This is a genomic window from Paenibacillus sp. EKM212P, assembly GCF_011066115.1.
Lineage (GTDB): Bacteria > Bacillota > Bacilli > Paenibacillales > Paenibacillaceae > Paenibacillus > Paenibacillus polymyxa_B.
The window spans coordinates 89,782-115,197 of the sequence record NZ_JAAMNR010000009.1; the positions used below are offsets into that span (position 1 = coordinate 89,782).

General features: G+C 46.5%; 19 protein-coding genes. 6 read left to right on the forward strand and 13 right to left on the reverse strand.

Annotated elements, in window-relative coordinates; all coding sequences use genetic code 11:
* Positions 1 to 46: 46 nt before the first annotated feature.
* The 9 genes from G9G54_RS21715 to G9G54_RS21755 form a co-directional block, all read right to left on the reverse strand.
* Positions 47 to 391, reverse strand: a complete 345-nt coding sequence (locus tag G9G54_RS21715; protein ID WP_061830247.1) for a hypothetical protein — start codon at positions 389 to 391, stop codon at positions 47 to 49.
* A 147-nt stretch (positions 392 to 538) separates the two neighbouring features.
* A complete protein-coding gene (locus G9G54_RS21720; RefSeq protein WP_165179574.1) occupies positions 539 to 3,499 on the reverse strand; it encodes a DEAD/DEAH box helicase in 2,961 nt (986 codons plus the stop codon).
* The gene (locus tag G9G54_RS21725) at positions 3,496 to 5,151 is read right to left on the reverse strand and encodes an SWIM zinc finger family protein (RefSeq protein ID WP_165179575.1); all 1,656 of its coding nucleotides are present in this window, start codon (positions 5,149 to 5,151) and stop codon (positions 3,496 to 3,498) included. The genes G9G54_RS21720 and G9G54_RS21725 overlap by 4 nt, the downstream gene beginning before the upstream one ends.
* Before the next feature lie 196 nt (positions 5,152 to 5,347).
* A complete protein-coding gene (locus tag G9G54_RS21730; protein ID WP_165179576.1) occupies positions 5,348 to 6,466 on the reverse strand; it encodes a GerAB/ArcD/ProY family transporter in 1,119 nt (372 codons plus the stop codon).
* A complete protein-coding gene (locus tag G9G54_RS21735; protein WP_342355992.1) occupies positions 6,466 to 7,656 on the reverse strand; it encodes a Ger(x)C family spore germination protein in 1,191 nt (396 codons plus the stop codon). Before G9G54_RS21735 ends, G9G54_RS21730 begins: the two co-directional genes overlap by 1 nt.
* On the reverse strand, positions 7,625 to 9,103 hold the full coding sequence (locus tag G9G54_RS21740) for a spore germination protein (RefSeq protein WP_165179578.1): 1,479 nt from the start codon (positions 9,101 to 9,103) through the stop codon (positions 7,625 to 7,627). Before G9G54_RS21740 ends, G9G54_RS21735 begins: the two co-directional genes overlap by 32 nt.
* A 246-nt stretch (positions 9,104 to 9,349) precedes the next feature.
* Positions 9,350 to 10,015, reverse strand: a complete 666-nt coding sequence (gene pgmB, locus G9G54_RS21745; RefSeq protein WP_165179579.1) for a beta-phosphoglucomutase — start codon at positions 10,013 to 10,015, stop codon at positions 9,350 to 9,352.
* Positions 10,016 to 10,039: 24 nt separating this feature from the next.
* The gene (locus tag G9G54_RS21750; RefSeq protein ID WP_165179580.1) at positions 10,040 to 12,322 is read right to left on the reverse strand and encodes a glycoside hydrolase family 65 protein; all 2,283 of its coding nucleotides are present in this window, start codon (positions 12,320 to 12,322) and stop codon (positions 10,040 to 10,042) included.
* Positions 12,323 to 12,477: 155 nt separating this feature from the next.
* The gene (locus G9G54_RS21755) at positions 12,478 to 13,485 is read right to left on the reverse strand and encodes a LacI family DNA-binding transcriptional regulator (RefSeq protein ID WP_165179581.1); all 1,008 of its coding nucleotides are present in this window, start codon (positions 13,483 to 13,485) and stop codon (positions 12,478 to 12,480) included.
* Positions 13,486 to 13,727: 242 nt separating this feature from the next.
* Between G9G54_RS21755 and G9G54_RS21760 the strand changes: the two genes are divergently transcribed.
* Positions 13,728 to 15,392: a PTS transporter subunit IIBC gene (locus G9G54_RS21760; protein WP_061831906.1), complete on the forward strand. Its 1,665-nt coding sequence runs from the start codon at positions 13,728 to 13,730 to the stop codon at positions 15,390 to 15,392.
* Positions 15,393 to 15,397: 5 nt separating this feature from the next.
* The gene (locus G9G54_RS21765; RefSeq protein WP_165179582.1) at positions 15,398 to 16,219 is read left to right on the forward strand and encodes an endonuclease/exonuclease/phosphatase family protein; all 822 of its coding nucleotides are present in this window, start codon (positions 15,398 to 15,400) and stop codon (positions 16,217 to 16,219) included.
* A gap of 23 nt (positions 16,220 to 16,242) precedes the next feature.
* On the opposite strand, the gene G9G54_RS21770 is transcribed toward G9G54_RS21765, so the two are convergent.
* The gene (locus G9G54_RS21770; protein WP_165179583.1) at positions 16,243 to 17,442 is read right to left on the reverse strand and encodes an MFS transporter; all 1,200 of its coding nucleotides are present in this window, start codon (positions 17,440 to 17,442) and stop codon (positions 16,243 to 16,245) included.
* A gap of 204 nt (positions 17,443 to 17,646) precedes the next feature.
* Entirely contained in the window at positions 17,647 to 18,144 is a 498-nt protein-coding gene (locus tag G9G54_RS21775; RefSeq protein ID WP_023986557.1) for a DinB family protein, read from the reverse strand.
* 318 nt (positions 18,145 to 18,462) lie between these two features.
* Here G9G54_RS21775 and G9G54_RS21780 point away from each other — a divergent pair, with 318 nt between their 5' ends.
* The gene (locus G9G54_RS21780) at positions 18,463 to 18,966 is read left to right on the forward strand and encodes a MarR family transcriptional regulator (protein ID WP_165179584.1); all 504 of its coding nucleotides are present in this window, start codon (positions 18,463 to 18,465) and stop codon (positions 18,964 to 18,966) included.
* 202 nt (positions 18,967 to 19,168) lie between these two features.
* Here G9G54_RS21780 and G9G54_RS21785 read toward each other — a convergent pair whose 3' ends face one another.
* Both G9G54_RS21785 and G9G54_RS21790 read right to left on the reverse strand, forming a co-directional pair.
* On the reverse strand, positions 19,169 to 20,098 hold the full coding sequence (locus tag G9G54_RS21785; RefSeq protein WP_165179585.1) for a response regulator: 930 nt from the start codon (positions 20,096 to 20,098) through the stop codon (positions 19,169 to 19,171).
* A gap of 5 nt (positions 20,099 to 20,103) precedes the next feature.
* The gene (locus G9G54_RS21790; protein WP_165179586.1) at positions 20,104 to 21,408 is read right to left on the reverse strand and encodes a sensor histidine kinase; all 1,305 of its coding nucleotides are present in this window, start codon (positions 21,406 to 21,408) and stop codon (positions 20,104 to 20,106) included.
* A 211-nt stretch (positions 21,409 to 21,619) separates the two neighbouring features.
* Here G9G54_RS21790 and G9G54_RS21795 point away from each other — a divergent pair, with 211 nt between their 5' ends.
* The 3 genes from G9G54_RS21795 (at position 21,620) to G9G54_RS21805 (ending at position 25,135) form a co-directional block, all read left to right on the forward strand.
* Complete coding sequence (locus tag G9G54_RS21795) at positions 21,620 to 22,873, forward strand: cation:dicarboxylate symporter family transporter (RefSeq protein ID WP_061831913.1); 1,254 nt, start codon at positions 21,620 to 21,622, stop codon at positions 22,871 to 22,873.
* A 257-nt stretch (positions 22,874 to 23,130) separates the two neighbouring features.
* Positions 23,131 to 24,642: a methyl-accepting chemotaxis protein gene (locus G9G54_RS26085; RefSeq protein WP_165179587.1), complete on the forward strand. Its 1,512-nt coding sequence runs from the start codon at positions 23,131 to 23,133 to the stop codon at positions 24,640 to 24,642.
* Positions 24,643 to 24,772: 130 nt separating this feature from the next.
* Positions 24,773 to 25,135, forward strand: coding sequence for a DUF1304 domain-containing protein (locus G9G54_RS21805; RefSeq protein WP_061831915.1), 363 nt, complete (start codon positions 24,773 to 24,775; stop codon positions 25,133 to 25,135).
* The last annotated feature ends 281 nt before the right edge of the window (positions 25,136 to 25,416 follow it).

Below are 25,416 nucleotides of genomic sequence, written 5' to 3' on the forward strand. Positions count from 1 at the left end.
GGCTGCTTTTTTTGTTAACTACGTCTAGGCTGCGTTCGGTATGAACTTAACCAATAACGACAAACGAGGATACGCCAGCAGGTACGGATCTAACGCGGAATAATACTCCATCATCTCTAAAAGTACGCAGAATATAAGGCTGGTTCGTAGGTGTGCGAACATTGTTAAATCGCGCAGTACCAAAACCATCGAAGCCTGCAGCTTGGACAAAGCTTCCATCTAGACGCCGGAGTATAGCAAAGAATCCGGTTGTGTTAAAAGGAACACCGTTTGTGTTAGCCCAGATAACTGTAAATCGGCGTAGAGTTTGTGTAGGGCTCACATTGCGATATCTCGTAACAGGAACCTTTCTGCCCGTAGATTTCAATGTTTGTGGAGGACGAATGGCCACTTCAAATCAACTCCTTTGTTGTGATGAGATAGTAAATGCACACAAAGGAGTTTTGGACTGTGTTATAAACTATGACCTCTTATAAATAGGTATATATCGAACTCAAAATGACACTCCATGTACATTATCGTTCGATTCGGGACCTCATCATGCCCAATCGCGTCGTAGCGTAAAGAGGTCTTTTAACGCGTCTGTAGACAGCTCAGTAATCCAGCCCTCGGTACTGGTTATGATTTGGTCGCTAAGCTGCTGCTTGCTTTCCAGCATTTCATCAATGCGTTCCTCCAGCGTGCCCAGCGAGATAAATTTGTGCACCTGTACATCCTTCGTTTGTCCCATCCGATAGGCTCGGTCTGTGGCCTGATTTTCAACAGCTGGGTTCCACCAGCGATCAAAGTGAAATACGTGGTTGGCGGCCGTTAGATTCAGACCTACCCCTCCGGCTTTGAGCGACAAAATAAACACGGATGGCTGCTCGGCAGGGGGGAGCGTGTGAGATTGGAATTGATCAATCATTCGGTCACGGGCCGTTTTGGATGTGCTGCCGTTCAGATAGAGCACAGGCTCTTGCAGCTCCTGAGCGAGTACCCGCTGGAGCATTTGCCCCATACCAATATACTGTGTGAAAATAAGGCAGCGCTCGCCCTCCTCCCGCAGTTCCTTGACCATAGCCAGAATGCGCTCCAGCTTGGATGAACGGCTAATGACCGCTTCAAGATCGGCCTGACTATAACCGGAATCCGCGGCATTCGGGAGTGCCTCCTTGGTTAAGAGGGCAGGATGGTCACAAAGCTGCTTCAACTGGGTAAGGGCGGATAAAATGGCTCCTTTCCGTTCAATCCCTTCCAGCTTCTGCATCCGTTCCATCAACTCTTTGACAATCTGGTCATAGAGCGCGCCCTGCTCAGAGGTCAGATGAATGTACGTTTTCATCTCATTCTTGTCAGGCAAATCAAGCTGTATAGCAGGGTCCTTCTTCTTGCGCCGCAGCATGAAAGGCTGAACCAGCTTTTGCAAATCTAACGTGCGCTGCTCGTTATGTTCCTTCTCAATAGCATTAATGAAGCGATTGCTAAAGGCGCGTGAGCTGCCCAGATAACCTGGATTGATAAAATCATAAATGGACCATAGCTCGGACAACCGATTTTCAATAGGTGTCCCAGTCAACGCAATCCGATGACGTGCAGGAAAGCTGCGCACGGCTGTGGATTGCTTGGTTTGCGCATTTTTAATGTTCTGCGCTTCATCCAGACAGACCGAATCCCAGGTCATGCTTTGCAGCAGCTCTTGATCCAGGGTTGCCGTAGCGAAGGAGGTCAGGATGACATCGGCCTGCTCGACTTCTTCGCGGAACAGGTCTCCCTGCTCCCGCTTGCTTCCATAGTGCAGCATGACCCTTAATGAAGGAGCGAAGCGGCTGAGCTCCTTCTGCCAGTTGCCCAGCACCGACGTCGGGCAAATCAGCAGCGAACTGGAGCGGACACCCGTCTCAGCGGCAATTTCCTGTAGGTGCAGTAAATAAGTAATAAACTGCACCGTTTTACCGAGTCCCATGTCATCGGCCAGGCACGCACCCAATCCAAAGCGTCGTAAAAAGGCAAGCCAAGCATACCCGTCCCGCTGATACGTCCGCAGCTCGGCTTGCAGCCCGTCCGGCACGTCCAATGCAGGCCATTCCGACTGCCGTCCGAGCTGGCTGATCAGCTTCAGCAGATGGGCATTCAGCTCGACTTCCAGTCGGAAGCGTGCCGCATCTTCCGGCTGCTCGCCCGAGGCGTCGCCTTCAGGCTCGTCGGCGTTGCCGAGCAGATGTAGCTGTAGGATGTCCTGGAAGGACAATCCCTGAGCACTGTCGATCCCGGCCATGGCCCGGCGGATCTGCGCCAGCAACGCGGGGTCGAGCGCGATCCATTGCCCGCGGAAGCGCACCAAGCGCTCGTTGCGAGCGACCAGCTCGGCGAATTCCGACTCGCTCAGATCGGCGTCGCCAATGGCAACACGCCAATCGAACTGGACAATCGAGTCCAGTCCGAACAGCGAGCTGCCCTTCGTGCGCTCTCCCGCCCCTTCGCCCGGGCGTACCTTGGCCCGCAGCTTCGGCTTCTTGCGGGTAGCTGCCTCCCACCAAGCCGGGAGCAACACCTGCCAACCGCTTTCCAGCAGACGCTGGCTGTCGGTCGTCAGGAATTGCCACGCTGCTTCGTCGGAGAGCGGGCGATTCAGCACGTCATCGCGGCTTCCGGCACGCTGCCCGGCAGGCAAAATCGAGGTCAAGCCTTCTAGCCACCCGGCTGAGCGCTCACGGACATGCGCTGTCCAGACATCGGGCCATGAGCCGGATGCGTACCCATCATCGGCGAGCTGTACAGACACCAGCAACGCTGGGTCTTGCTTGTCCTGCAACACAAGCTTGAGCTGCCAGGACGGCTCGTCGTCCTCCAGCTCTGGCTCCAGCAGTTGCAGAAGCGGCCGAAAGGGCGCGGTATCGGCTTTCCAGCCGATGGCGATGAGCCAGGCCCGCGCGTCCAGACCCGCCGCCGGGCGATTGGGAGCGAAGAGAATTGGATATTCTCTTCGCAAATCGGCGGCTTCCGCTTCAGTGCCGTACCAGCGCTGAAATACGGCAGCCGAGAACGCCGCTATCAGCCCATCCTGCTCGTCCTTCTCCAAGCTGCCTAGCAAAGCAAGCTCTGCCGGTTGGATGTTTTCCAGTGCTTCCGCATCCCACATCCATTGCAGCTTCCCTGCCTGGAATGCCGTGAAGCTGGGCACATATGCTTTCGCTTCAATACAGTGAGCAAGTAAAGGGATCAGCCGAAGCCACGGGGCATGGGCCTCGTCCCAGATCCATTCGATATGCTTTAGAAGCTCGCGCTCTGCCAGAAAAGGAATCACCTGCTCCGAAGGCAGCAGGATAATATCCGTGTCTTGAACATGTTGAATCTCCAGCTCGGTGCCATAAAACGAAGCCTCATGCCAAGCAAACAAACGCTGCTTCAGAATTTGGCCGGAAATGCTATAGTTCATGGAGGAATCGCCATAGATCAGCGCGTCTCCATAGGTAGTTAATTGGATATGCACGGTAATCGTTTCGGTATATTGACTCATGATAACAATTTCCCTTTCCGCAATTCCTCCTGTAGCGCCCGCAGGCGGCTATGACGGCTGGTGAAGGTCGTGAAGAACAGCTCCCAGCGTGATTCTTGCTTCATTTTCTTGTACAGCTTGAACAGTCGCTTTAACAGCTTGACTGCTGCTTTATAGCTGGCTCTGTTTTTTTCTAGCACATAACGTTCTACCGCTTGATGGTAAAAGGGGAGTAGTAACTCAGGCGCGTTCTTTTCAATGGGCTGTAACACGCTCACTCGAAAACTCAATGGTTCACTGCGTATGCTTAGCTGATAGTCGATCCATGACCGCCATTTTTCGTGGGCAAGCAGCGCCTCTTCATACATTCCTCCGGCAAATGGAAGCATACCCACCAGCGTGTCCCACATGTCCTGCTCCGCTTCTGGAAGGTGCTGCAAAACCACATCCCAATCATGCATATAATCCTGTAAATGGTCATCCCGATGACTGTGAAGCAGGGGACCGATATGCTGCAGTCCGTCCTTGAGACGTGCCCAATCCTCGGCTTTGCGCAACGCCTCTAAGAACAAAAGCAATTGGTTGGAAGAGATTTTTAGTGGGAAAGCTCGTTCCGCCTCCTGAAGCATTGCCCAGGCTTCGTTATCGTGCGATTGGTAAATATACATCCAGCTGCGAGCCAACATCCATGGAAGCCGTGCTAAAGTTGTGCCGAGATCCCCCTCAGCCGCCTGTAAATGCTGTAATTCCTCCGTATATATGCTGAAGTCCTGTCTTTCGGGATGCACCCAGTACAGCCAAAACTGATAATACGTGTCTGAAAAATAAGTACCGTTACGCGATTCTGTCAGCATTTTTCGGCGTAAATAGGCTAAGGTTTCTGCCATACGGGCTTCTTGCATTGGTTCATCGGTCAGCTCCAGTGGACTCTCAAAATCACGTTCGATAGCTTCTTTAAGCTCATCGGCAGCAATTTGCGTGTAATACCCCATATAGGTATGAGAGGGATAGCCCGGCATGGGAGACTGAGGTACCAGCTTTTCCAGCACACGCAGATGAGCATGCAGTCCGTATAGCTGTTGCATGCCGGGTGAAAGCGGCGGCTTCACAGCATAGATTGAGGCTAGAGCGCTTTGGACATATTGGGAATTTTGTGTGTTCACATGGTTGAGTGCGATACACTGGTCGAACAGATCATGCCACTCTGAAATGGGCATATCCGGTATTTGGCTTGCAGTTTTGCTGAGAGCGTTTCTTGTTGTTTCCTTGTGATCCGATGAAAGGTTTGACCGGGAAGGAGGTACAGTACGCGTGTCAGCTTTTGCCGCCAATCGGGTGAATCCCGCCGAATGAGCGTTCACTAAAGCATGTACAGAACGTTCCTGTTCATTCGCGTAATTCAGTAGTACGGCGATCATATGCTTGCAGTTGGTGTGGACAGGGCATGTGCATCTGCTGGCAGCAAAAGCACTCAAGTGAAGATCCACCTCGTATAGCTCGCTTCCATCCACGACAGCCGCAATATGGTCGGCATCAGGCATTGCGAATTCTTTTACCTTTCCTTGCTTAAAATACTGGAAACCTCGTTTGATCGTCACGTCATTAAAATGGTCAGCCACGTTTTGAATAAGCTGTTGCCACTGTATATCATCCATAAGATAGGTTGGTTTCATATGCATTAGTCTCCTAAGAGAGAATAGTTGATCAGGTAGTAGCTTAACTCTTCCATTATATCAGTTCACGAATATAAATTGAGTGGAGGGAGCAGATGGAAAATTCCGAAGGATATCCACCGGATAAAGCAAATAGTCCCCTTACTCTGTAGCGTAAGGGGACTTGAGTCATCGGGCAAGAATAGGGGGCTATCCTCTACTGTTTCCCATCCGGATTCTCTGTTCGATGGAAGACCATAGAGATAACAAGAAGCACCACGGGGACTGCCGCGCATATAATAATGCCAAAATAACCTATTATTTTATCGAAGTTGCCTATTTCAATAAAATTTTGGGGATACATGCTCAGGGAAAATAATAAAATTAACGGGAGATAACAGATGTACCTATTCCACTTTTGGGTGAGCTGGCTGATCCCGGCAACAATATAGAAATAATAGTTTGAGGCGGTCATGAAGATTTTGATCGTCCACAAAATGATAAATAATATTTCAAATCGTTCCAGGAACGCGCCGGGGAATTCAATTTGCTGTGCAAAAGAAACGACTGGCCATTGCAGTCGGGAAACTTCCTCAACTGACATACAGCCGACGACCATCGTTACCATTAAAATATACAAACCCATTGCAATCGAGTAGCCGATCGACCCAGCCTTCCATGCTTTTTGTGGGTGGGTCATCACATTAGTTAGTATAAGGATGGATTCAAAACCCATTGTAGAGAATGGTATAACTTTAAGTGATTCAAAGATCGGACGCCATCCTTTATGGAAAACAGGGCGCAAATTATCAAGATTAAAATGGTTGACATTAAGAACGACCAACAATAAAAAAACAATAAAGGTTAAAGGAAAAAAAAGCTCGATTAATCGAACCATTGCATGGAGACCGCCCCAGGTCAAATACCCAATAAGCAGAAGAAACGGTAAGAGGATCATACTTATTGGGGTTTTCTCCAGTGCAAGACCTTTGAGGAATTCCGCCATCATTCTACATACAAAAGAGCAGACCATCGTGCAATGTGCAATAAATGCAATATTGATGAGCAGGCCGATGAATTTACCCGCAATCACAGGATTGAGCTCATAGAACGTCTTCCCTGGAAATCTCCGGCACAGTTTAACATGGATAAAAACGACCCCTACCCCAAGCAGACTTGCCAGCAAAAGTCCCTGCCACACGTCGGGCGTTTGCGTCTTTTCCGCGATGGTTCTTGGCAAACTGACAATTCCCACAGCGTACACGGTCGAAGTGACTGTAAGTAAGGCTTGAATTGTGGAGATTTTTTCCTGTTTTATGGAAGGTATGTTGGACATTACTCTCCCTCTCCTTTTGTATAAGCACCTGTTCGTTCAATCTGTACTTCAGCCTGAACGTCGATTGGTATTTGACTGAATGTATCTTGCCAATTTTCCTTTACCCGATCCCAGTAAGCGGGATAGTTCACTTTTACTTTTGTTCCAAAACCGACTACATCTGCTCTCATTTCTTTCTGAAGTGTGTTTAGCGATTGGGATAGGGTCTGTTTGATTTCATCTTGCGCCGCTTCTTTGGCGGTTCGGATGAATGATTCCTTCAGGAAGTCTTCAGAATTAACCGAGTTTTCGTTTAGTTTGATATCTGCTTTAATACGAACCGTGAATGAGAGATCCTGTCCATTGAGGTGGGGAATAAGTTTACTATGGGCATCCTCAACTTCAAAGACCATGTGTTGTTTCGTCTTTGGGTCCTCAGCTTTAATAATGGAACCCTTCGTTTTTCCCAGCATCCAGTTGATCCCGATAACATCCTCTTCGTCTAGCCAATAAGCAAATTTCTTCGTTTTGCCGCTGACCAAAGCTGCGCCTGAGAAGTGGTTGCCTTCATTGGTTTCTAGGCATTGAACGACGAAGTCAGATCCTTGTGAAATATGTGTAGAAATTTCCCCTAATGTTATTCTATAGGGTATTTTGGAGTTGAAATCGCTATTTTTAGCCAATGCTTCAAGGTCAATGGAAGGTATCTCTTTATGTTTGCCGATCTTATTGAGCGCTTCTTTCGCACTGCCCTTTACGATCATAACAAGTGATTTTCGACTCGGTTTATAGGAGCGAGTAAACGTATCTAACAATTGATCGATTCTTGTTTTTTGTATAGCTTGGTCACTAATCAAAATCAAGCGAATAAAACTATATAAAGGAGCACGGGATACCAGTTTGGCCTGTTCCCTTGAAGCAGACTGAATGGAATTTTTGTTAAAGGTTGTTACGTTGCTATACATATTTTTTCTGGATTTCTGCGCTATTAAATGCTGGTAGGTAAGCTCCAGCATATCCTGCTGATCTGTATCAATGGCGACGCCTTGAATAATACTCAAGTTATCGATCTCTCTGCTGTCCCAACAACCGGTGAGGAGAGCACATGCGATCCATACGGCGGCGCATTTTTGCACCCATAGGGTTCGACGAAACAGAAAGATGTAAGAGATCATTGGCTTACTTCCTTTTCCTGTTAGATTGTGTTTCATCCTGTGTCTTTAGCATCATAGGACGCTTTTTGAGGTATTTAAAAGGAGCCCGAATAAAAGTATCTTGTTGATCTCTTAGCCGAATTGGGGCTAGGGGTGACATGTAAGGAACTCCAAAGCTTTTGATCTGGACCATGTGTATGCCTAAACAAATAAAGGCTAAAATCACGCCATACAGCCCATAAATCCCTGCAATCATCATAATGGGGAAACGAAGAAGCCGTATTCCAATACTGCCGCTGTACTGCGGACTTGCAAAGGACGCAATAGCAGTAAGACCAACGACAATAATCAGAAAAGCACTTACGACCGCCGCCTCGACCGCTGCTTGTCCAATAACAAGACCGCCTACAATACCGATGACTTGTCCTATGCCTTTAGGTAGCCGCAGACTTGCCTCGCGTAATATTTCCAATGATAACTCCATAATTAGAGCTTCCACAAAAACGGGAAAAGGAATTCCTTCCCTTGAGGCAACGATAGACATCACCAGCTCAGGCGGGATTAATCCAGGATGGAAAGAAATAAGTGCAACGTATAGCGAAGGCAGGAATGTTGCAATGAACAGAGCCATTAAACGAAGCATACGAAAAAATGTTCCTAAAGGAAAACGCTCGTAATAATCCTCTGGGGATTGAGCCAGCATCCAGAAGGTCATGGGAGCAATCAGAACAAAAGGAGTGCCATCAAGCATAATGACAACTCTTCCGGACATTAAAGCATTTATAGCTTTATCCGAACGTTCAGAGGCTTGAATCTGTGGGAACGGAGACCATGAATGTTCCTCAATCCATTGCTCAATAATCCCGGTATCGGAAGCATCGTCCACATCAATCGTTTCGACTCTTCGTTTAACTTCCTGAACTAGCTCTGGATTTGCGATATCTGATATGTACAAGATCGCTAATTTCCGTGAAGATCTCCTTCCTATGGTCATTTTATCTATTTTGAAACTTAGATCTTTGATATGCCGCCTTACCATTGCCAGGTTGCTTTCCAAATCTTCAATAAAACCTTCTCTCGGTCCTCTAACCAAAGTCTCGGTGCTTGGTTCATCGACACTTCGCGAAGGAAACTGGCCCGTAGAAGCAAAAAAAACTTCATCAGTTCCTTCGATCAGCAGACAAGTATTTCCCGATAACACTTCAATTACACATGCTTCAAGGTCTGCCCCTTCTTTCATACCGATCGTAAATGCCGTCTGCTGTATCAGTTCCTCCTTTATTTTCTCCAGATTAACTTGGGAGTGGTTTTCACGGATTCCAGTCAAAATGAGTGGCTTAACGATTTGTTCGTTAATTATGCCCGTATTCGCAATACCGGAGAGATATACCATCACTACATGAATTCCCGTTTGTCCCACGTCCATTTTTTTGAAGACGACATCAGGAAGATGACCCAGGGTCTTTTTTAGATGGTCCAATTTCACCTCGAGTGATCTTGCCATGACTCGTCCTCCTTCGAAAGCTTAAATCACGATATGCATGTAATATGTGTAAAATAGCGATAAATATTCATGGAATGGTAGCCTAACGTGTTCGACGATGGAGGAGCTGAAGACGCGAGAGACAGAGGGAATTTTTTTGAGTATATGTAAACAAAAACGAACACCAGTGGTGTCCGTCTTTGGTCATACATATGAGGCGAGGGTACTTTATCCCCGAGATAACGCCATAAATTTCTCCGAGTGGAGTCACTTTTTGAATTCGTAGAAATGTGCCTCCAACATGCTCAGAGAAAGCTCGGCAGTAGTGGCTACCACGATATCCGCACCTTGCATTTGCGAAGGTGTTCCTACACCGACCGCGAACATCCCGGCACCCTTGATCGCCTGTATGCCAGCCAGTGCGTCCTCTATACCGATACAGTCGGCAGGCTGAACGCCCAGGTTTGCGGCTCCGGTGAGGAAAATTTCCGGGTCAGGCTTGCCATTCTGAATGGCGGTAACATCCACCACACTGTCAAAATAGTAGGCTAGCTCCAGTCGCTCCAGGATAAACGCTGCATTTTTGCTTGCAGAGGCCAACGCGATGCCAATTCGGGCTTCACGAAGTTCTGTCAGAAGCGCTTTAATGCCTGGAAGAATGTCCGAGGGAGTTACAGCTGAAATGAGCCGCTGATACTCCGTATTTTTCCGTGTGGCCAGTTCTTGCTTGCCTTCTTCTGAAAATTTATCTGACAGGTTGCCGCGCGCCAGTATTTTGTCGAGCGATTCCGTACGGCTGATTCCTTTTAACTGTTCATTAAATTCCCGATCAAAAGGGATGCTCAGCGCTGCCGCCAAGCTGCCCCATGCTTGAAAATGATATTCTGCGGTATCTGTAATGACTCCGTCCAGATCAAAAATGACTGCTTTCATTTGGTTTCCCCCTGTCTGCCCGATTTATGAAACGCTGTTCGTCATTAACGACTGCCCGCTGGTAATGTGCGTTGGCTCTCCATACAGCTCCAGCGTCAGCGGTTCTCCGTCCAACAGGGTAATGATTACTTCATTTTCCTGTACGAGAATACTTAACAAGCGACCGCGATAGTTGATTTTAAACGTATATTTGTTCCAGCCTTGAGGCAGGAAGGGGGAGAAGCTTAATGTTTCACGATACGTTCTCATCCCGGCAAATCCCTGTACAATCGCCAGCCAGCTTCCCGTCATGGAAGTGATATGAAGTCCGTCTTCGGTATCGTTATTGTAGTTATCCAGATCCAGACGGGCCGTCCGCTTATACATCTCGACTGCCTTTTCCTCCATTTTGAGTTCGGCAGCCAGGACGGCGTGAATGGACGGGGACAGACTGGATTCATGAACAGTCATTGGCTCGTAAAATGCAAAATTGCGCGCTTTTTCTTCCAGCGTGAACTGGTCTCCAAAGAAATACAGCCCTTGTAGCACATCTGCCTGCTTAATGAAGCAGGAACGAAGGATTTTATCCCATGACCATTTCTGATTTAGTGGAAGGTTGCTGGGATCAAGGGAGGATACAGGCTGCAAATCCTTATCCATAAAGGTATCGTGCTGTACGAAGACTTCTCGCTCCTCATCATAGGGATAATACATGTGAGTGATGATATCCTGCCAATGTGCAAGCTCATCAGCCGTAACCGCTAGATGCTCCGATTTTTCTGCTGAAATTTGAGGTAAGACCGATAAGGTATATTTCAAAACCCATGCAGCCAGCGTATTGGTATACCAGTTGTTATTGACGTTATTTTCGTATTCGTTCGGCCCGGTAACCCCGTGGATCATATACTGCTGCTGGCTTTTGGAAAAGTGAACCCGGTCGGCCCAGAAGCGGCTAATTTCGACCAGTACATCTATGCCGTACTGATGAAGGTAGGAGGAGTCCCCCGTATAGTTGGTGTAATTGTAAATGGCATACGCAATGGCCCCGTTACGGTGGATTTCCTCAAAGGTAATCTCCCATTCGTTATGGCACTCCACACCTGTAAAAGTGACCATAGGGTATAGTGCACCCCGTAGCCCTTGCTGGGCTGCGTTATGCTTGGCACCCTCTAGTTGTTGGTGACGGTACAGCAGCAGATTTCGGGTTACATCCGGGTCTGCGAGCGCCAGGTACATAGGTACGGCATATGCTTCTGTGTCCCAATAGGTGGCACCGCCATATTTTTCACCTGTAAAGCCCTTGGGACCAATGTTCAGACGGGCATCTTCGCCGTAGTACGTAGAGAACAGTTGAAAAATGTTAAAGCGTATTCCCTGCTGGGCCTCTGTATCTCCCTCGATTTCTACATCTGCTTTGTCCCAACGTCGAGCCCAAGCTGCGACATGCTCCTGCTTGAGGGAGGTGTAGCCTTTGTTCACAGCCTCCACAGCGATGCGTTCAGCTTGTGGAATCAGTGAATCCTTTTCCATATCCCGTGAGGTGGTAACCGCTACAATTTTTTGCAGCTGGATACTGTCGCCCGGAGCGACGCTGTATTGATAGTGGCGTGCAGCATACAAAAAGCTCTCTTCCGTCGTCTGCAGATCCTGTCCCTCGGTCACAATACCCATGGTAGCGTTTACGGTAAAGCGCGGAATACCGAAGGGATTATCTATAGTTGTTGTGGACAGGCTGATGAATTGTTCTTGAACCTCTCGGGCCTCCTCCAACCAAAAAACCTCGTCATAGTTCGTGTCTTCATTCTTCGTATTGCCGTCCAAATAAGGGACAAGCTCTATGGTTAGAGGCTGCTCGCTTATATTCGTTGCTTGGTAATCAATCAGGCATAGCTCACGAGTGGTGATGCTCAGAAAACGCTCCGTAGTGATACGAACCTGATCGTTCACGGTGCAGGTGCGTCGCAGGATCCCCTGTTTCATGTCCAACTCCTGCACAAAATCGCTGATGTGTGCCGTAAATAAGTCTACTTCCTCTTGGTTTACGATCAGACGGATGCCGATGAAGTTCATGGCATTGATGACCTTACCAAAATATTCAGGATAGCCGTTTTTCCACCAGCCGACCTTTGTTTTGTCGGGGAACCATACACCGGAGATATACGTTCCCTGATGATGATCACCTGAATAAGCTTCTTCAAAATTGCCGCGCATGCCCATATAACCGTTGCCTATGGACGTTATGCTTTCCTGTAATCGCATGTGTGTGCTATGTAGAGTGTGTGTTGTCAGCTTCCAGCTATCTACGTCAAATAATCGGTTGTAAACCATGATTGCGTACCCCTCTCGGAAAATGAGATCGTTGTTTTAACGAAACCAGTATATGAGCGAGTTCAGTATATAGTGCAACCGTTTGCCCTGTCAACGCAAAAAAAACTGATTTTATGGGTTTCCACAAAATCAGTTCTTGTTCATTCCGCTAAGAATCATAGTAATTGGCTGGATTTGCGCTCCACGATTCGGTGGGGAACAATGATGTGCTTGGTCAATTCCTTGGGGTCCTCGATTTTTTCAATCAGGCTTTTGGCTGCCTGATAACCTAGAGTGAAGATATCAATATCCACGGAGGTAAGAGGGGGATTCATCAGCTCAGCCAGCATTAGATTATTGAAGCTCACCATGGATAACTGCTCTGGCATGGACACGCCTAGCTGAGAAAGCATTTTCTGTACTGCCATGGCTACAAGGTCGTCGCTAACGATCATCGCGGTAGGCGGCGGGGTGGCCTGCAATAATGTGCGCATGCCCTCCAGATTAAATGGCTCCCTGACCACGTATTCCTTGGGTAAAGGCAAGCCTGCCTCTCGCAACGCATCCTGGTAGCCTCGGAGTCTTTCAATATTCACGATGTGTTCATGATCACCGCCAACATAAGCAATGTGCTGATGATTCAGCCCAGTCAAATAAGTGACCACATCCTTGGCAGCCTGGTAGTTATCATTATCTACATGGGTAGTTTCACTGACAAATTGCTGAGGCTTACCGATTACGGTGTAAGGTATTTTTTCTTTATGAAGGTACTCCACAATGCTATCTTTTTGCTTGGAGTACAGAACAATATAGCCGTCAACACGCCCGGTCCGGGTCATCAGCTTCACGCGGGATAGCAATTCATCGCTCGTTTTTCCTGTGACAATGGACAGTGTATAGTTGTGCTCATTTACCCATTCGCTGATCCCGCGAAGGCTTTCCGGAAAGAACGGATTTTGAAAGATTGCCACATCCGATTCAGGCATAATGATGCCAATGGACTGTGTGACACGGTTAGCCAGACTCTGAGCTGAATAGTTGGGTTCATAGCCAAGCGCCTTCATTTCTTTACGGACACGTGCCTTGGTCGCTTCGCTGATTTTGGGGCTGTCTTGAATGACACGGGATACGGTGGAAGTAGCAACATTAGCACGTTTTGCGACATCTTTGATGGTTACTGCCATCGTCTTCGTCTCCTTTTGCTATCTCAAGCAGGAAATATTATGTTCTATCATACGATATTGCTCGAAAATCAACAAATTCGCGGCTTTTTCGAGTATTTCTATGATCATTAGCCAAGATATTTACAATTAGGGTATTGCCAATAGAAAGCGATATCATTATAATAATTGTGCAACCGATTGCATAATGTTTATAGGGTACAAACAACGCTGTACATACTATAAGGGATGGGGATTGAAGGAGCATGAAAAAACTTCTATCATTTGATTTTTGGCAAAAGCTCGGGAAAGCACTGCTAGTGGTTGTTGCTGTTATGCCGGCAGCCGGGATTATGATTTCGCTTGGTAAAGTAGTGGCGATGTTGGCTGGTGATATCCATTTCTGGTTGACCGTCGGCGGGGTTATGGAGAATTTGGGTTGGGGTATTATCAATAATTTACACATACTGTTTGCGGTAGCGATTGGTGGTTCTTGGGCTAAGGAACGGGCGGGCGGAGCTTTTGCGGCCTTAATTGCCTTTATTCTCATTAATATTTCAACAGGAACGATTTTGGGTGTGTCCTCGAAAATGCTAACCCAGGAGGGTGCCACCACCCACACTCTTTTTGGTGCATCCATTCCGGTTAGTGGCTATTTTACCTCTGTCTTAGGGGCGCCTGCACTTAATATGGGTGTGTTTGTCGGTATCATCTCCGGCTTTGTCGGAGCCGTGGTATTTAACAAGTACTACAATTACCGCAAGCTGCCAGACGCTTTAGCTTTTTTTAACGGTAAACGTTTTGTTCCTTTTGTCGTGATTTTATGGTCTGTCATCGTAAGTTTGATCATGTCTGCCATCTGGCCATTTGTTCAGGGGGGGATTAATCAGTTCGGTATTTGGTTAGCGACCTCAGGGGAGTCGGCTCCTTTTGTAGCGCCATTTGTCTATGGTACACTGGAAAGACTACTAATTCCTTTTGGACTTCACCATATGCTGACCGTTCCTATTAACTATACTCAACTTGGTGGCGTTTACACGACACTTACGGGTTCCGGGGCAGGAAGCGTCGTTGCCGGGCAAGACCCGCTGTGGCTGGCTTGGGCAAGTGACCTGAGTGCGCTTCGTGGTACTGATCCGACAGCCTACAATAGCTTGTTGGAAGGCGTGACGCCTGCTCGCTTCAAGGTAGGACAAATGATTGGTGGAGCAGGTATCCTTATGGGACTAGCGGTGGCTATGTATCGCCGTGTAGACAAAGATAAACGCAGCAAGTACAAGTCGATGATCTTTTCGGCAGCCGCAGCTGTCTTTTTAACAGGGGTAACGGAGCCACTGGAATTCATGTTTATGTTCGTGGCGCCTGTGCTGTATGTGGTTTATGCTATTCTTACCGGTATTGCGTTCGGAATGGCCGACATCATACATTTGCGTTTACATTCGTTTGGTATGATTGAACTGCTGACCCGAATGCCGTTGTCTATAAATGCGGGTTTGGTGCAGGATATTATTAACTTCGTGCTGACTTGTGTGGTGTTTGCGGTAGCAACCTACTTTATCGCGTATTTTATGATCGGTAAATTCAAAATGGCTACGCCGGGAAGACTGGGGAACTATACGGATGAGGAGCCTCAAGGGACTTCCGTGGCTGGGAATACGAAGACAGAGGGTGTGGCAGCTGTTTCCACGCAAAATCAACTGGCTACGGATATCATTAAGACACTTGGGGGTGAGCAGAACATTGTCGAGGTGGACGCTTGCATGACCCGTCTGCGTGTGACGGTGAAGGATACGGATGCCGTTGGGGACGAAAAGACGTGGAAAGCGCTGGGTGCCTTGGGCTTGATAAAAGTAGATAATGGGGTGCAGGCGGTTTACGGACCGAAGGCCGATGTGCTTAAATCAGATATACAAGACATACTCAACAGGTGATTATTTTGAAGTTGTTAACCTTAAATGCACATGCTTGGATGGAAGAAAACCAGCATGATAAGCTAAAGCAACTGGCTGCTTTTATTGATGAACAGCAGTTTGATGTTATTGCTTTACAGGAAGTGAACCAGTCCATGGAAGAGGCTCCTTTGTCAGCGGACGATTTGGGCACTTACCATAGCGCAGATCCTGAAGTTGTCATTAAGCGTGATAACTATGCTTATGTGCTGAACGGGCTATTGTCTGATAGCTATCATTGGACGTGGGCTCCCGCGCATGTTGGTTTTGCCAAATATGACGAGGGGTTGGCGATTCTGTCCAAAACACCGATTACAGCTACGGTGAACGAATATGTTTCCTCGCTACAGGATTATGACAACTACCGCTCGCGTAAAATTGTCGGCATTCAAACTGTGGTGGACGGAGTGCAGGCCTGGTTTGTAAGTGGACATTTTAACTGGTGGAATGATGAAGAATCCTTCCGTGGACTATGGGATCGTACAACAAAAGTGCTAAATTCTTTTGCTCCGACTCCTGTGTTCATGATGGGTGATTTCAACAACGCGGCTGAAGTGCGCGGAGAAGGATATGACTATGTACTGCAATCCGGCTGGTCGGACACCTATCCGAATGCAGCAGTACGTGATGAAGGCCACACGGTGATTAAAGCTATTGCTGGCTGGGAAAGTAATGCGGAGCCGCTCCGTATTGACTTTATCTTTTCCAATAAGGCTGCACAGGTTCAATCCTCAACCGTTGTACTGAACGGGAAAACAGGACCAGTTGTATCGGATCATTTTGGGGTTGCAGTTGAGTTGGAGCTGTGATGAAAAGAAAGGAGGCCAGTTGCTTATGCAATTGGCCTTTTTCTTATAGATTTCGACTTAAAACGAATAACATATTGGATAACTATAGCGATCAACACCAAAATCAAATTGTAGTAAAAGGGAGTGTTGATGCTAAACCGTTCCATGAGTGCACCTGCGATGATCGGAGACACAATGGCCCCCAATTCGGACAAAGATACGACGTTGCCGATAAATGAGCTTCTATTCTCCTCAGGAATAACATCCCCTAGTTGCGAGTAAAAGGAATCCAGATAGCTGGCTCCTCCTATACCTCCGATGAACATCCCTAAGTATACGATCCACGGTTCTGTGAACCAAAGAAATAAGATGATTTCCACCATGATCAACAATAGACCGATGATACAAAGCATCAAGCGATCCTTAAGTAGATCAGATAGTTTGCCAATAAAGGGGGCTAATATGAAGGTCGATATGCCGATAATTGTAAAAGCTAAGCTGATTTCTGCGGGGCTCCAATGGAGCTTGTAGGTTGCATATACAGAGAAGTACGTTAAAAATATAGCGAATGCACTCATTTCAAGAAAATGAACGGTAGAATAGACAAGTAACTGTTTCGTTAACATGGTTTTTCCTTTGGGTTTCAGAGGGAGCGAATGCTGTTCTTTTGGCTTTAAGGGAGAACTGAGGAAAGTCATTCTTGAAACGGCAACGAAGGATATACATGAGAAAATAGCAACGAAATAAAACGGAATGGATAAAGAAAAATAAGAAACAATAGCTCCACTCATAAGAGGCCCTAAAATCATACCGGCACCTTCACTGCTGCTGATATATCCATTGAGCGTACCTCGATTCTCTGCGGTGCTCATATGGTTGATCGTGACTCTTACAAAGACGGTTAGCCCTATGGCTACCAAGCCTTGGAGGAGCCTCAGTAGGGATAGAATGATGAAGCTTGTTGCAATCGGAAACAGGAGCATACAAGCGATTTCAGCAATAAGTAAGCTCAACCCCAAGCGTTTTGCGCCAATCTTTTTATAAATTCGTCCTGCCAAGCCTCCACCAAGAAATCTACCTACATAAAATAGAGAAAATAAAATGCTCATGCCGAGTATGGATATCCCGAATTGCTCTACATAAATAGCAAAGAGTGGAAGGATCATACTTCCACTCATGTTAGCAATAAGGCTGATCACGATCATACAGGCGATATTACGATTTAAATATAAGTGTCTCACCATAACCTCGAAACCTCTCTTTGATCTTGCATCATAGGAACCGTTATTCGGATTGCACCTGATTACGGATAAACGGCTTCAGGTCGAGTTAGCGGGTTCCCATATAGGGTACGCAAGCGAGTTCCTCGCGGTGCCTAAATCCCAATGCAATGATGGAGGTATGGAGCAGCGGATGGAGGAAAGCTTGATTAGAACGTGGTGTTGCCTTTAGGCTGGAAAGCCGCCTCCTGGTGGTGGCCAAGCTCCATAAATCCGGCGTAGCAGCACGATTTCACCCAAATGATATGAATTGTGGGAAGCGATATTCCGCAGCAGTCCTGCTTTCGTTTCACCTGGAAAATGAGCTAGTGAATCATCCAGTTGTGCGGTTTCGGCAATCTGCACAGCCTGATCTACGCCCTGTAAAAATTCGTTAATGACAGCCTGCCATGCCTCTTCGCTCTGCGGTCCAGTCTCTTCGGGCCAGCTCTCCATGACATTGCCCGGAAGCTGGGGCTTCCGTCCTTCCAAATGCTCCAGCATGAATTGCTGCCAGTAAATCATATGCTTCAGCAGTTGATAAATGCTGTAAGGCATTTCTGCATTTTTCTTCCCTGCCAGCTCGACGTCGATGTCTGGTAAAGCCCGAGCTACTCGAATATGTCCACGTTCCCCAACCAGTGATTTAACCAGTGCTTGACCGAATAATTGGTTTGCATCCGACATGTATCATCATCCCTTCTATGGAGAACTTGTTTCTAGCTTATTCTCATTTTACGATTATACAATTATATTTTTCAAAATAAAAATACCCACGTAGTATGAAGAGAAACAAAAATAATTTTTAAAAGCAGTTGATAATCATTCTCGATTATAATAAAATAATATTGTTTCAAAGGAAACAAAGTATCTACAATAGATATATTTTGTATATATACGGAAATGTTAAAGGGGAGCTTTCCGTATGCATATATTGTTTTCTATGAAACAAAAATGAGCTATAATGAAAGGAGGAGTATGCCAAAGGAGTGACCATTTTTTCGTATGGAGAAAGCGACATCAGTTCAGCATGTTTATGATTTGCTCATTAAGATGAATCACCAGCTGGAGCAGCATCAGCAGAGAGAGAGCATGACTATTCTCGAAGAAATCCACGAGCATTTTGATGGAATTGCTTCACTCAATCTGACGGATGTGCACGTCATTGACTGTATTGGGAGGCATGAGCCGATTAATGTTACGACATTAGCGGATCGAATTGAGCTGAGCAAGGGTACAGTTTCGAAAGTCAGCACCAAGCTGCTCAAGGAAGGCTGGATTCGCAGAACCCAGCTTAACGACAACAAGAAAGAAATTTATTTTCGGTTAACCCCGTTGGGGAAAAGACTCTTTCTTGTGCATGAACGACTGCATGTTAAGGTACAGCAGCAGTTATTTCAATTTTTAAATCGTTATAGCTCGGAAGATCTGAATGTCTTGAAACGTCTGCTGTCCGATGGTGTAGATCTCTTGGAAGCTATGGAGTGGCAGGGCAAGAGTCTGGACTAAAGGGATATCGAATCATCAACGATGGGCACCTGTTAATCTCCAAGTAATAGATACATGGGGAGATGCAGGTGCTTTTCTTTTAATGTCAGCATTTTGCATAATTCGATTCCCAACGCTCGAGGGCACAATATATAGACGGACTAACCCGTTCCGATCTATATATTGCTGATTTGTGAATACTCTTGGGATTTATGCAAAATGCTTAGTGTAATAGCCGTTTTGCTTCCATATAGAGCACCTGTACGAACTTTTTCGTATTAATGCGGGCTTGGGACAGTGAAGGCTCCACATTGTTTTGCAGCTCCAACATTTTTTTGCGGATTTCTGTAAAATCAAAAAATTTGGATGCATAATTTTCAAATTTAGGATGGGTATAGTCGGTCAATCCGAGCGATACTATATGGCTTAGTGTCTGGAAAATAGCGCGGCGGACACGCTGCTCCGATGCTTTGATTTCCTTACTCAGCTCTACTGCTGAGGCTGAAGCCCCTAACCGTTTGGACGCTACATTAGCAAATATATCCTTCAACGACGGGAACAGATAGGGAGATAGATTGCCTGTTTCCTCCTCATACTGGTCCAGAAATTCCAGCATGTCCAGTAAATCCATACTCCCGGCTTCGCCGATCATCCCCATTTCGGAGAGCAGAAACTGCCCGGAAGTTACGATGTTTCGGGTCGGTTCAATTGTTGCCGTTGGGTTATTCGTTGTGAACATCGACAACCCTTGAAGCGTGCGCTGAATATCCGTAATCGACTGCTGCATGCGCAGACGCTCAGCCACCTTATGAATAACTGCAATAATCTCCAGTCGATTCAAAGGCTTGGCCACATAATATTCAATACCGAGCGAGTATGCCTCGCCGATCATGTTTTTGGATTCGATGCGAGAAATCATAATGATTTTGCCGCTGAATTGATCGCCGAGTGCACGCACGGTCTGAATGCCGTCACGAAGCGGCATCAGCAAGTCGATCAGCAATACATCAATCCGGTTCAGCTCCAGGAGGCCGCTATTCACGTAGGTACCATCCTCTGCTTCCCCGATGACTTCTCCTAGACCTTCGTCTTCAATAATGTCTGCCAGCATAGAACGAATTCCCTGATCGTCATCCACAATATAAAAACGCATCCGGGCTACCTTCCTTTCTCCGTCAGTTTCCGTAAAGGCAATGTAATTCTAAAAGTGGTCTGTAATCTATCTGTATTCTCTTTTTCATCCTGTTGCAGTTCAATCGTTCCTCCAAGGCTCTCCGCGACCTCACGTACATAAAACAATCCCATACCGGTCGACGGCTGTCCTTCCTCATCATACTTGGTCGTATACCCTGGTGTGAAGACCATTTCCCGTTTCCGTTGAGGAATCCCCGGACCGTTGTCGGTAACACTAAAGGAAGCTATATCCTCTTTTCCCGGTAGACAGCGAATGGAAACGTCAATCCTTCCGTTGTTCTTCATTGCTTCAACCGCATTGGCTGTCAGATTATTAATAAGTGTCAAAACGGTATAAACATGCAGCTTGGGTAACAATGGATCGACATCTAGGGTAAAACGAATAGACTTGTCTAGCGATTGGGCGTATTTGCTGTTCGTTCGGATGATTAGCTCCCCAAGCTCTTGAGAGGCCATGTAATGCACTCCGCTTTCGGCATCAATCAGCTTGGACAAACCAGCAAAAATCCGCTGGCTGTCTTTTTTGATCTCGTGAACCTGTCCAGAAATACGAAGTGCCTGTCTGGCGTAATGTTCTCTGTCCTTCAGAGACTCATCCTGCTGCAGCTCACGGTACAGCTCGTAGCTTTCACGAGTGATTTGTTCTGCATGTGACAGCGTTTTGCCTAACTGGACCGACTCCTCATACAAGTCCGATACAAGGAGTAAAATTCGCTCCGTCTGCTGCCTTTGTGCCTCTTCATGCTGGACCGATTGATTTAACCGAATCATATTATAAAATCCAAGCACGAAGAAGCTGCGGATCATAGCCATGAAAGCTACTTTGCTGATCTTAATGATGTCCCAGAAATCGCCGTCCATGCTCCACCGGACGCTAAGTTCAGACACACTTGCGGCAACCTCAATCCCTACAGAGAGGATGCCCACGCGGAGTGCGCGGTAAGGCTCAGCATTAATGTTAAGGACCTGGAAGAGCAGGCCGTAGACCATGTAATAAAAAAAGGTAGGGCCGTGCAGTGTCAGCAACTCTTCGAAGGGAAGGCCGGGCTGAGTGTAATGATTGAGTAAGATGCGAAAGGCGACTACCGCTATCCCTGTAAGCACTCCCGATAATGCAGGCGGAATATGACGAATAGATAACAGAAAGAAAAAAAATACAGGCGTACCAAAGCTGAGACGGAATGTATTAGCGAACGGGTGAATATTCAGCTCACCTGCGAGCGGTACAAATACAAGCATGAGCAGGAAAAGGAGCGTATTCAACTTCATCCATATTCACCTCCTGGGTATTCAGTCAGAAAGGCAATGTGAGCTAAATTCACAGGCTCGCCGTTAAAGTTTGTGAATTTATAGAAAAAAATAAATGCAGCTGTAGATAATTGTCGTTTTTTATAGATCAGATTGTAGTATAAATAACATCATTTGAATATTAAGAACAGCATACTGCAAAAATATACAAATCAGCCAGGGGGGACACGAAGTGAAAAAGATTAATTTGACGATGCAAATCTTTATCGGTCTGGCTTTAGGTATTATTATTGGTGCCTTATTTTACGGCAATTCAGGGGTGGAAGTCTACTTAAAGCCAATCGGCGATATTTTCATCCGCTTGATCAAGATGATTGTCGTGCCTATTGTGATCTCAACACTCATTATCGGCGTTGCCGGCGTGGGCGACATGAAAAAACTGGGTAAACTCGGCGGAAAGTCTATTCTGTACTTTGAGATTGTAACGACAATCGCCATCCTTTTCGGACTGCTTGTTGCCAATCTGGTTCGACCGGGTGACGGCGTGGACATGTCCCACCTGGCCAAGAGTGATATCCATTCCTATGTAGAGACTGCAGAGAAGTCAGGCCATAGCTTTATAGATACGATTGTGCATATTGTTCCTACCAATGTTATTCACGCCCTGGGCGAGGGAGATATGCTGGCTATTATATTCTTCTCCGTACTGTTTGGATTAGGGGTAGCGGCGATTGGTGACAAAGGCAAGCCTGTGCTGAATTTCTTTGAAGGCGTAGCCGACGCCATGTTCTGGGTAACCAATCAGGTCATGCGCCTGGCTCCGTTCGGTGTATTTGCACTGATTGGAACGACAGTAGCCAAGTTTGGATTGGCCTCGTTATGGCCATTATTGAAGCTTGTTTTGTCGGTGTACGGCTCCATGATACTGTTCATTGTGATTGTTTTTGGAATTATTGCCAAGCTTTGCGGTACCCGACTCTGGACCATGGTTAAAATATTGAAAAGTGAGCTGTTGCTTGCATATTCGACGGCCAGTTCGGAAAGTGTACTGCCTAAGATCATGGAGAAGATGGAGAAGTTCGGATGTCCTAAAGGAATTACGTCCTTTGTCATTCCGATTGGGTATTCTTTTAATCTGGACGGTTCCACCCTGTATCAGGCACTGGCTGCGATTTTTATTGCCCAAATGTATGGTATTGACCTGCCAATCACGACACAAATCACGCTGGTACTAGTTTTGATTATTTCATCCAAAGGTATTGCAGGGGTGCCGGGTGCTTCCTTTGTCGTTTTGCTCGCTACACTTGGAGCAGTGAACCTCCCGCTGGAGGGTTTGGCTTTTATCGCTGGTATTGATCGCATTCTGGATATGGCGCGTACGGTAGTCAATGTATTAGGTAACTCGCTTGCCGCTGTGGTCATGTCCAAATGGGAAGGCCAATATGATAAAGAAAAGGGCGAAGAATACGTCGCTTCAATTAAATAAGATGCAACAAACTGAATAGTTGCCAGAAAGAGCACTTTTGCGAAGTAATGCGAAGGTGTTCTTTTCATTTCCAGACTTATTAAGCCCCTTCCTTTTCGACATTTTTCGATGTTTTTTGTATGAATATATAGGTATATGGACATAAAAATGATTCTTATTACCTATGCAATTTTAGATTTATTTATAATGATTCTTAATAAAATTCCGATATTAAAACTATATCGTTTTATATATTGGCTTAGAAGGGAAGAGCATATATGTTTCTTAAAAAAAATGAGACCCACTCACTTGCTCCTTTAGTAGAAGAAAGCCGCAAACTTTCACAAAGAATACAGCAGAGGGATTATTCTGCCGCAATACAAGTTTCATCCCAATCTTCCGAGGTTCAAGAAATCGCAAACAATGTAAATCAAGCGCTTGAGTCCATGAAAAATGATGCTCAACATGTTGACATCCGTCTGAAGCTTGTTACCAAGGCTATAGAGATTGGCTTATGGGACATGGAGGTGGTTGCGGGTGATCCCGTCAATCCAAGTAATACGTTCACATGGTCAGAAGAATTTCGTGCTATGCTGGGGTATCAGAGCGAAAAGGACTTCCCCAATGTATTAAACAGCTGGGCATCCCGGCTGCACCCCGAAGATCATGACAGAGCATTGACCGAATTGTCGGATCATTTGCTGGATTTTACGGGAAAGACGCCTTATGACGTACAGTATCGTTTGAAGCTGAAGCATGGAGAATACCGCTGGTTCCGGGCTACCGGAACGACGATCCGCGATCAGCAGGGAGTGCCGCTTCGGATTGCGGGCGCTCTATTGGATGTGCACGACCAGAAGATTAAGTCCGAGGAGCTTCAGGCTCTAGTTACAAGATATGATCTCATCAATCGTGTTTTGGTGGAGGCTCCATATGACGTCATTCTGGCTGATGGAGATATCGAGAACCCGGATAATATATTTTGGTGGTCCCAGCAATTCCGCCACACCTTGGGCTTTAAGGATGAGCAGGACTTCCCGAGTGTACTAAGCAGTTGGAGCTCGCGTATACATCCTGACGATGCCGAGCATGCGTTTAAGGCTGTAGTTGACCATTTAAATGACTATTCAGATCGTACGCCATATGACATGGTATGTCGCTTGCAAAGTAAAAATGGCGAATATCGCTGGTATCAAAACAGTGGAAGAAGCATACGCGATAGCAAGGGAGTGCCTATTCGTATTGCGGGTACCATTCGTGATATTACTGTCGAAAAGGAAAAGCAGGCTGTCGCGGATGAGCTGACGCTCAAAATTCAGCATCTCTCCGATTCCATTACGGAAATGGTGAACGGCGTTAACTCGGTTAGTAACCAGGCGCAGGAGCTGGCAACGGCTCAGGAGCAATCGACAGAGGCAGCGAATCAAGCCAAAGTCAGTGCAGAAGAGACCCAAAACATTTCCAACTTCATTAAAGAGATTGCGAATCAAACGAATCTGCTGGGTCTGAATGCCGCCATTGAGGCATCGCGTGCGGGCGAGCAGGGACGGGGGTTTGCGGTAGTTGCAGATGAAGTGAGAAAACTCGCCATACACAGTGCTGATGCGACCGGAAATATCGAGACCAGTCTGGACGAAATGAAGACACTCATTGAGCGGATTTTGCACAATATCGGTAATATGTCTACGCTGACACAAACACAAGCCGCGCTAACGCAACAAGTGAATGCATCTACAGACGAGATCAACAGCATGTCCAAAGCTTTGTTGGATTTTGCAAGAACGATGTAAGGCTTCATGTAGAAATGAGGCCGGGCCTTAGGCTCGGTCTCTTTACTGTTTTTGGAAGATGAACTATACTTTTCGAGGATAGATCTAAAAATCACCTCATAGTAACTTTATGTGGAAAAGAGGAATATACTTGAGCTTACTTAGTTCAATATTGGTCGGAATTGTAGCTCTGGAGCATGTGTACATTCTAATATTGGAAATGTTTCTGTGGACGACTCCGCGGGCGATGCGTACGTTCGGCACCTCGAAGGAGCTGGCGGAAGCAAGCAAATCCTTGGCTGCAAATCAGGGGCTGTACAACGGCTTTTTGGCAGCCGGATTGGTGTGGGGCTTGTTCTATCCGGATACTGTGTTCGGGCGACAAATCCAATTATTCTTTGTCATTTGTGTGGTAGTGGCTGCGTTGTATGGTGCATTAACTGCCAATAAGTCTATTTTATTAAAGCAAGGCCTGCCTGCCATCCTGGCACTAATCAGTTTGTGGATACTCTGAAGACACCCTTAACGGGTGTCTTCAGAGTGTCGAGAAAGTCCAGAGGACTTTTCGACACTTCTATTTTTATATGGGGAGACGCATCTTTTAAAACAAAAATCGATTTAAAACGATCTGAGGACCCTAGTTTTTAGACCACTAAGACAGTTTTAAACCCCCTGCAAAAAAACAGGGGGTTTCTCGACAGCCTGAAGACACCCTTAACGGGTGTCTTTTTTCTATATTCGATCACATAATGTCTGGAATGCTAATGACAAGGGGAATAAACAGTTTTTGACCGA